This is a genomic window from Pandoraea terrae (genome assembly GCF_902459695.1).
GTDB lineage: Bacteria > Pseudomonadota > Gammaproteobacteria > Burkholderiales > Burkholderiaceae > Pandoraea > Pandoraea terrae.
In genome coordinates this window covers 19,504-27,492 of the sequence record NZ_CABPRZ010000041.1, presented here as the reverse complement: position 1 = coordinate 27,492, position 7,989 = coordinate 19,504, and the positions used below count along the sequence as shown (strand labels likewise).

Annotated in this window: 7 protein-coding genes; all 7 read right to left on the bottom strand. The window is 64.2% G+C overall.

The window, feature by feature from the left end; translation table 11 throughout:
* Window positions 1-89 precede the first annotated feature (89 nt).
* On the bottom strand, window positions 90-497 hold the full coding sequence (locus PTE30175_RS26990) for a RidA family protein (RefSeq protein WP_150700152.1): 408 nt from the start codon (window positions 495-497) through the stop codon (window positions 90-92).
* Between the two features lie 14 nt (window positions 498-511).
* Window positions 512-943 (bottom strand): acyl-CoA thioesterase, encoded by a 432-nt coding sequence (locus PTE30175_RS26985; RefSeq protein WP_150700151.1) that lies wholly within the window; start codon window positions 941-943, stop codon window positions 512-514.
* A 22-nt stretch (window positions 944-965) separates the two neighbouring features.
* Window positions 966-2,606, bottom strand: a complete 1,641-nt coding sequence (locus tag PTE30175_RS26980; protein ID WP_150700150.1) for an AMP-binding protein — start codon at window positions 2,604-2,606, stop codon at window positions 966-968.
* Between the two features lie 117 nt (window positions 2,607-2,723).
* Window positions 2,724-3,884, bottom strand: a complete 1,161-nt coding sequence (locus PTE30175_RS26975; RefSeq protein ID WP_150700149.1) for an acyl-CoA dehydrogenase family protein — start codon at window positions 3,882-3,884, stop codon at window positions 2,724-2,726.
* Between the two features lie 4 nt (window positions 3,885-3,888).
* Window positions 3,889-4,752 carry an enoyl-CoA hydratase family protein gene (locus PTE30175_RS26970; RefSeq protein WP_150700148.1) on the bottom strand — a complete coding sequence of 288 codons (864 nt, stop codon included), beginning with the start codon at window positions 4,750-4,752 and terminating at the stop codon, window positions 3,889-3,891.
* 26 nt (window positions 4,753-4,778) lie between these two features.
* The gene (locus PTE30175_RS26965; protein ID WP_150700147.1) at window positions 4,779-5,582 is read right to left on the bottom strand and encodes an SDR family NAD(P)-dependent oxidoreductase; all 804 of its coding nucleotides are present in this window, start codon (window positions 5,580-5,582) and stop codon (window positions 4,779-4,781) included.
* Window positions 5,583-5,599: 17 nt separating this feature from the next.
* Window positions 5,600-7,942: a bifunctional salicylyl-CoA 5-hydroxylase/oxidoreductase gene (locus tag PTE30175_RS26960; RefSeq protein ID WP_150700146.1), complete on the bottom strand. Its 2,343-nt coding sequence runs from the start codon at window positions 7,940-7,942 to the stop codon at window positions 5,600-5,602.
* Window positions 7,943-7,989: the final 47 nt, after the last annotated feature.

Sequence of the window (7,989 nt, the reverse complement as noted above, 5' to 3'; positions counted from 1 at the left end):
TTTGCGTTCGCAAATCACCCCGATCACTGGCGGCATGGATCGGGAGTTTTTTTGAAACCCGGCTTCGGCCGGGTTTTCTATTTACGTCTTTATGCCGCCGGTACTACGGCGGTGACTTCGATTTCCACCTTGGCCCGGTCCTCGACGAGATCGGCTACCTCGACGGCCGTCATGGCCGGGAAGTGTCGGCCGATCGTCGCGCGATAATGCTCGCCAATGGCCGGGTAGTTCGCGACGTACTCAACCTTGTCCTTCACGTACCACGTCATGCGCACAATGTGCTCAGGCTTCGCACCGCCTTCGGCCAGAATCGCAACAATGTTTTCCAGCGTCTGGCGCACTTGCAGGGCGAAGTCGTCCGTCTCGAATCGTTGCTCGGCGTTCCAGCCAATCTGGCCGCCCACGAACACGAGCCGGCTGCCGACCGTCATTTCAAATGCCATGCCGTTGGCATAGCCGCGCGGTTTGGCCCAGCTGGGCGGTTGCAGAATTTGCATCGGTTCCCTCCAATTCAGTTATCGTTTTTCGCCGCCTCGAACGCGGCGATCTTCATCCGTATGTCGTCAGGCACCGCCACCGGCCGGCCATCGGGCTGTGCCACCCAGACCAGTACCAGTGTCGCCGTCAAACGTGTGTCGTCGTCCACACCCGCAAAACGTATCGCCAAGGTCATCGACGAGGTGCCCAGGCGCTCGACAGCCAAGGTCCGGGTGATCGTCTCGCCCAGGCGGCTCGGCTTCGAGAACCGGCATTCGACGTTGGCCGTGGGTACGCCAAGCCCGGCCTCCATGTGCATGCGCTCGAACGACATGCCAAGTCCCTCGTCGCACCAGTCTTCAACGAGGTCGTTGATCATCTCGAAGTAACGCGGGTAAAACACGATGCCCGCCGGATCGCAATGCCGGAAGCGGATGGTCAGCGGTTTGACAAATGGGTGCGTCATGAGGGAATACGTCCTCTTTCTATCAATGGGGCTGGCGCAGCTTGAATCGCTGGAGCTTGCCCGTCTCCGTGCGCGGCAGGGCATCGATGAACTCGATCGCGCGCGGGTATTTGTATGGGGCAATGGTTGCCTTCACGTACTCCTGCAACGTGCGCACCATCGCTTCATCACGCGCAACTCCCGGCTTCAGCACCACGAATGCCTTGACGATCTGCCCGCGCCCGTCGTCCTGCACGCCAACCACACCGCATTCGGCCACTGCCGGATGCTTGAGCAGCGACGCTTCGACTTCGGGGCCCGCAATGTTATACCCCGCCGAAACGATCATGTCGTCCGAACGCGCCTGATAGTAGTAATTGCCGTCGGCATCGCACGAGAAGGTGTCCCCGGGCAGGTTCCATCCGTCCTTCACGTAGCTCGTCTGGCGCGAGTCGGCCAGATAGCGGCAACCCGTCGGCCCCTTGACCGCCAGCTTGCCCACCTCGCCCGGCGGCAACGGCTTCATGTCGTCGTCGACGATCATCGCGATATAACCGGGCACCGGCTTGCCGATGGCGCCCGGCACGACGTCCGCACCCGCGCTCGAGATGAAGATATGGATCATCTCGGTGCCGCCAATGCCGTCGATCATCTCGATGCCGCTCGCCTGCTTCCAGAGTTGACGCGTTGCATCAGGCAGCGCCTCGCCTGCGGATACGGTCTTCTTCAGGCTTGTCAGGTCATGGTTGCCCACCAGCGCCGCCATCTGGCGGTAGAAGGTCGGCGCGGTGAAACAGATCGTCGCGCGGTAGTCCTGAATCGCCTGCAGCAAGGTGTCCGGCGTAAGCTTTTCCAGCAGAACGGTCGAGGCGCCCACGCGCAACGGGAAGGTCAGCAAGCCGCCCGTGCCGAAGGTGAAGGCCAGCGGCGGCGTGCCGCAGAAGATGTCGTCCGGCCCCGGTTTCAGAACGTGGCGCGGGAACAGGTCGCACATCGCCAGAACGTCGCGATGGAAGTGCATCGTGCCCTTCGGCTGGCCCGTCGTGCCGCTGGTGAAGGCGATCAGGCAAACGTCATCCACCGCGGTGTCGCATGCGTCGAAGGCGGCCGGTTGCTTTGTCATGCGCGCTTCGAGCGAGGCGTCGCCCGCGTCGTGAAAGTACACGGCCTGCGTCAGCACCGGACAGTAGTATTCATGGTCCGGCGTGCGGTTGAACTCGAGCTCCTCCTTGAGGCGCCCGTCGCACAACGCGGCGCTGACTTCAGCCTTGTCGATGATCTGCTTGAGTTCCTTGGCGCGCAGCAAAGGCATCGTCGGCACGCCGACCAGGCCCGCCTTGATGACCGCCAGCCACGCCGCCGCCATGAAGAGGTTGTTCGGGCCGCGCAACAGGACACGGTTGCCCGGCACAAGCCCCATGTCCGCGCGTAATACGTGGGCGATTCGGTCGACCATTTCGCGCAATCCGCGATAGGTCGTGACGGTGCGCACGCCGTTCTCGACGGAATAAATGGCCGGCGCGTCGCCCCGCCCCTCGTCAATGGTCCGGTCGAGCAGTTCCGCCGCACAATTGATGCGCGCCGGATACGCCACGTCGGGATTGTCGAGCAGAAACTCGGGCCACTGTTCTGCAGGCGGGAGGTTGTCCCGCGCGAAGGTGTCGAGATGTCCAGATCGTTCCATGTGCTTCTCCTTGCCCCGTATCCTTATGTCCGCAAACAGCCGGGCCGCCCCTGGCTCGCGTCGGGCGCCCTGCCCCGGCTCGACTGCACAAGCGATGCCACGCGCGCCCAGGCCGCCTCAGGCGTCCTTCAGCAGCTCGCGCGCGATAATGAGTTTCTGCACTTCGGTGGCGCCTTCGTAAATCCGCAATGAGCGAATCTCGCGGTAGAGCCGCTCCACGATGGCGCCCGACACCACGCCGGCGCCGCCAAACATCTGCAGCGCGCGGTCAATGACCTGCTGCGCCGATTCCGTCGCAAACATCTTGGCCATGGCCGCTTCACGGGTCGTGCGCTGCCCCTGTACGTCACGTTGCCACGCCGCCCGGTAGGTCAGCAGCGCTGCGGCGTCAACAGCAGTGGCCATGTCCCCCAATGCCGCCTGCGTAATCTGGAAATCCGCCAGGGTGTGGCCAAACATCTGGCGCGACCTGGCACGTGCAAGCCCTTCGTCGAGGGCGCGGCGTGCAAAGCCGAGCGCCGCCGCCGCCACCGAAGCACGGAAGACGTCGAGTGTCATCATCGCCACCTTGAAGCCCTGCCCGGCCTCACCAAGCCGCTGCGCAGCCGGAATGCGGCAGTTGTCGAAACGCAGGCGCGCAAGGGGATGCGGCGCGCTGACGTCGATGCGCTCGGCGATCGAGAGGCCCGGGGTATCGGCGTCGACGACAAATGCGGTGATGCCGCGCGCGCCCGGCGCTTCGCCGGTACGTACGAACACGCAGTAGAAGTCGGCAATGCCGCCGTTGGAAATCCACGTCTTCTCGCCGTTGATGACGTAATCGCCGCCATCGGCCACGGCGCTGCATTGCATCGCAGCGACGTCGGAGCCCGCTTCCGGCTCCGACAAGGCGAAGGCGGCTATCGCCTCGCCCGACGCCACGCGCGGCAGGTAGCGCGCTTTCAATGCGTCGCTGCCCGCCAAGGTGATGGCGCCGCTGCCAAGGCCCTGCATCGCAAAGGCAAAGTCGGCAAGGCCGTCGTGACGCGCGAGCGTCTCGCGCAATACGCACAGTGCGCGCGAGTCGAGCGTCTGAAGCGCGCCGCCGTGGCTCGCGGGCACGCAGTATTTGAGCCATCCCGCCGCGCCCAGTTGGCGCACGAGCGAAACGCATGTGGCATCGGTATCGGCGTGATGATCGACATGCAGGTGCTCGCCGCACCACGCGTCGAGATCGTTCGCGAGCGTGCGGTGTGCGTCGTCGAAGAAGGGCCAGTCGAGGAATTGTCGGTCACTCATGACGTCAGTCACCCTTGAAAACCGGTTTTTGCTTGGCGACGAAGGCATCGTACGCGCGGCGGAAATCTTCGGTCTGCATGCAGATGGCCTGGGCTTCTGCTTCCGCCTCGATGGCTTCGTCCACGCCCATCGCCCACTCCTGATGCAACAGTTTCTTCGTCACGCCATGCGCAAAGGACGGGCCGCACGCCAATTGGTCCGCCAACGTCTGTGCGGCAGCCAGTACCGTACCGCTGTCATGCAGCGCGTTGAAGAAACCCCATTGCAGGCCCTCCTCGGCGCTCATCGAGCGGCCGGTGAACAGCAATTCGGAGGCGCGGCCCTGGCCGATCATGCGCGGCAGCAAGGTGCATGCGCCCATGTCGGCGCCGGCCAGGCCAACGCGCACAAACAGGAATGCGGTCCTGGCCTGCGGGGTGCCCAGGCGCATGTCGGAGGCCAGCGCGACCATCGCGCCCGCACCGGCGCAAATGCCGTCTACGGCGCTGACGACCGGTTGCGGACACGCACGGATCGCCTTGACGAGATCGCCGGTCATGCGCGTGAAGTCGAGCAGCTCCGGCATGCGCATTTTCGTGAGCGGCCCGATGATTTCATGCACGTCGCCGCCGGAGCAGAAATTGCCGCCGGCGCCCGTGATCACCACGGCCTTGATGTCCGTCGCGTAGACGAGGCCGCGAAACAGGTCGCGCAACTCGGCGTACGAATCGAACGTCAGCGGATTCTTCTTCTCGGGACGGTTCAATGTGATGGTGCCGATGCTCGGGCGTCCCTGTGCGTCGTTCGAGACGGACCACAGGAAATGTTTCGGCTGATAATCGGCAAACGGACGCTTGTGATGCGTCATGCTGAGTTTGACGTCGCTCATGCGGGGTGTCTCCTGTCGAGAGGCGTTCAGCCGGCAGTCACTTCGCCGCCGGCTACGGCAATGGATTGTCCTGTAATCGCCTGCGCGGCCGGCTGGCAGAGCCAGACAACCGCATCGGCGACCTCGTCGGGCTGCACGAGGCGGCCCTGGGGATTGCGTTTGGCAAGCTCGTCGCGCGCATCGGCCTCGCTGCGGCCGGTCTTGGCGACGATATTGGCCACGGCGTCGCGCACGATGTCGGTTTCGGTATAGCCGGGACAGACCGCGTTGACGGTGACGCCCTTCTTCGCGACTTCGAGCGCCAGCGCACGCGTCAGGCCGACGACGCCGTGTTTCGCGGCGGTGTAGGCCGTGACATAAGCGTAGCCGATCAGGCCCGCCGTGCTCGCGACGTTGACCACGCGGCCCCACCCTGTGGCAAGCATGGACGGCAGCGCCGCCTGAATGCAGTGAAACGTGCCCGTCAGGTTGACGTCGAGCATGCGCTGCCAGAGTTGCGCGTCGGTCTTGCCGAATGGTGCACTCATCGCCTGCCCGGCATTGTTCACGAGCACCTGTACCGGCCCGAAACGCTCAGCCGCCCGCGCGAACGCGGTGGCGACGCTGTCGGCATCGGCAATGTCAGCCGTGACGAAGCCGATTTCGCCCCGCGCGCCAAGCGCTTGCGCCGTGGCCTGCAACGCCTCGGCCTGACGGCCCAGCAGGGTCACGCGAGCACCCTGCGCCAGCAATTGACGGGCGACGGCCTCGCCAATGCCGCGCGCACCGCCCGTGACCAGCGCATGCACGCCCCGCAGCGATGGCGGCGGGTTGACAGATGGCTTCTGCATATCGGTCATCGTCGTCCTCACTTGCCCGGCTGCTGCGCGTATTGCGCCGCGCGCTCGAGGTTCGTCTCATATTGACGCTTGCCGGCAATATACTGCTGCGGCCACGTCGCTTCCTTGTAGCCGATCTTCGCGGCTTCATGCAGCGTCCAGAACGGATCGGCCAGATGCGGCCGCGCCAGCGCGCAAAGGTCTGCGCGGCCCGAGGCAATAATGCTGTTGACGTGGTCCGCCTCGAAAATCGCACCCACGGCAATCGTGGGGATATTCGCTTCGTTGCGCACGCGGTCGGCGAACGGCGTCTGGAACATGCGGCCGAAAACCGGCTTTTCGGCCTTGCTGACCTGCCCCGATGAGCAGTCGATCAGATCCGCGCCAGCGTCCTTGAACGCACGGGCGATCTCCACTGCGTCGTCAGCGGTGATGCCGCCCTCGACCCAGTCGTGCGCGGAGATCCGCACCGACATCGGCTTGTCTTGCGGCCACACGGCGCGCACGGCATGGAATACCTCCAACGGATAGCGCAGCCGGTTCTCGAGACTGCCGCCGTACGCGTCGGTGCGATGGTTGGTCAGCGGAGAGATGAAGCTCGACAGCAGATAGCCGTGCGCGCAATGAAGTTCGAGCCAATCGAAACCGGCTTCGGCGGCACGCTGCGCCGCAAGCACGAAATCGGTCTTGATGCGGTCCATGTCGGCGCGCGTCATTTCGCGCGGCACTTGGGACACGCCGTCGATATACGGCAGCGCGGAGGCCGACACAAGCGGCCAGTTACCGTCGTCGAGCGGCAAATCGATGCCCTCCCACGCCAGACGCGTCGATCCCTTGCGCCCCGCATGGCCGATCTGCATCGCGATCTTCGCGTCGCTGCTGGCGTGGACGAAGCCTACGATGCGCTTCCACGCGTCGCGCTGTTCATCGTTCCACAAGCCCGGGCACCCCGGGGTAATGCGCGCATCGGGCGACACACAGGTCATTTCCGCGACGACCATGCCGGCGCCGCCCAGCGCACGGCTGCCAAGGTGGACCATATGAAACTCGCCCGGCACGCCGTCGTGACAGGAATACATCGCCATCGGCGACATCACGACGCGGTTCTTGAGCGTGACGCCGCGCGCCTTGTAAGGGGTGAACATCGGCGGCACGGACGCCTGCTGTCCGGTAACAGCAAGACCGGCGCCGGCAGCCAGCCAGGCTTCGAAACCTTCGACGTATTTCGCGTCGCGCACGCGCAGGTTTTCATGCGAGATGCGCTGCGAGCGGGTGAGCAGCGAATAGGCGAACTGCTCCGGCGCGAATTGTGCATAACGGTCGACATGCTCGAACCATTCGGTCGAGTTGCGCGCCGCATTCTGAATCTTCAGCACTTCCACGCTGCGCACGGCTTCATAGTCGCGCAGCACTTGCGGCAGGGCGTCCGGGCCGCCCGCGCCCAGGCCGTCGGCCAGCGAAATCGCGTCTTCGAGCGCGAGCTTGGTGCCCGAGCCGATCGAAAAATGCGCGGTGTGCGCGGCGTCGCCCATCAGCACGATCGGCACAGGCTTGCCGTCGATCTTCTCCCAATGCACCCAGTGTTCGCAAATCACGCGCGGGAACCGGATCCAGATCGCCGAGCCGCGCAGATGCTTGGCGTTGGCCATCAGTTCGTGGCCGCCGAGGTACTTCGCGAACAGGTTTTCGCAGAACTTGACCCCGTCTTCCTGGCTCATCTGGTCGATGCCGGTCTTTTGCCAGACTTCCTCGGGCGTCTCGACGATGAAGGTCGAGGTCTTGTCGTCGAATTGGTACGCGTGCGCCTGGAACCAGCCGTGTTCCGTTTTCTCGAACGCAAACGTGAAGGCGTCGAAACGCTGATGCGTGCCGAGCCAGACGAAACGGTTGCGGCGCGTGTCGACGTCGGGCTGGTAGGTATTGGCGTAGCGCGTGCGGATGCGACTATTCAGGCCATCGGACGCGATGACCAGGTCGGCCTGGTACTTTCGCGCAATCTCCTGGTCGTCGGCCACCTCCGTTTCGAACACGAGCTCGACGCCCAGCGCTTCGCAACGGGCCTGGAGGATGTTGAGCAGCTTCTTCCGGCCGATGCCGATGAAGCCATGGCCGCCGGAGGTCAGCGTGCGGTCCTCGAAGTGGATATCAATGTCGTCCCAGCGGTTGAAGGCGGCGTTGATCTCGGCCGCACTCACGGGGTCCGCTTCCTGGAGATTGTCCATCGTGGCGTCGGAGAATACGACGCCCCATCCGAAGGTGTCATATGGACGATTGCGCTCGACCACCACGACCCGGTGAGACGGCTGACGCAGTTTCATCAACAAGCCGAAGTACAATCCAGCCGGGCCGCCACCGATACATATGATATTCATTGCCATCCTCCAGAGTTCGCCCGCTCCGCCCTTGCCGGGCGCCGGTC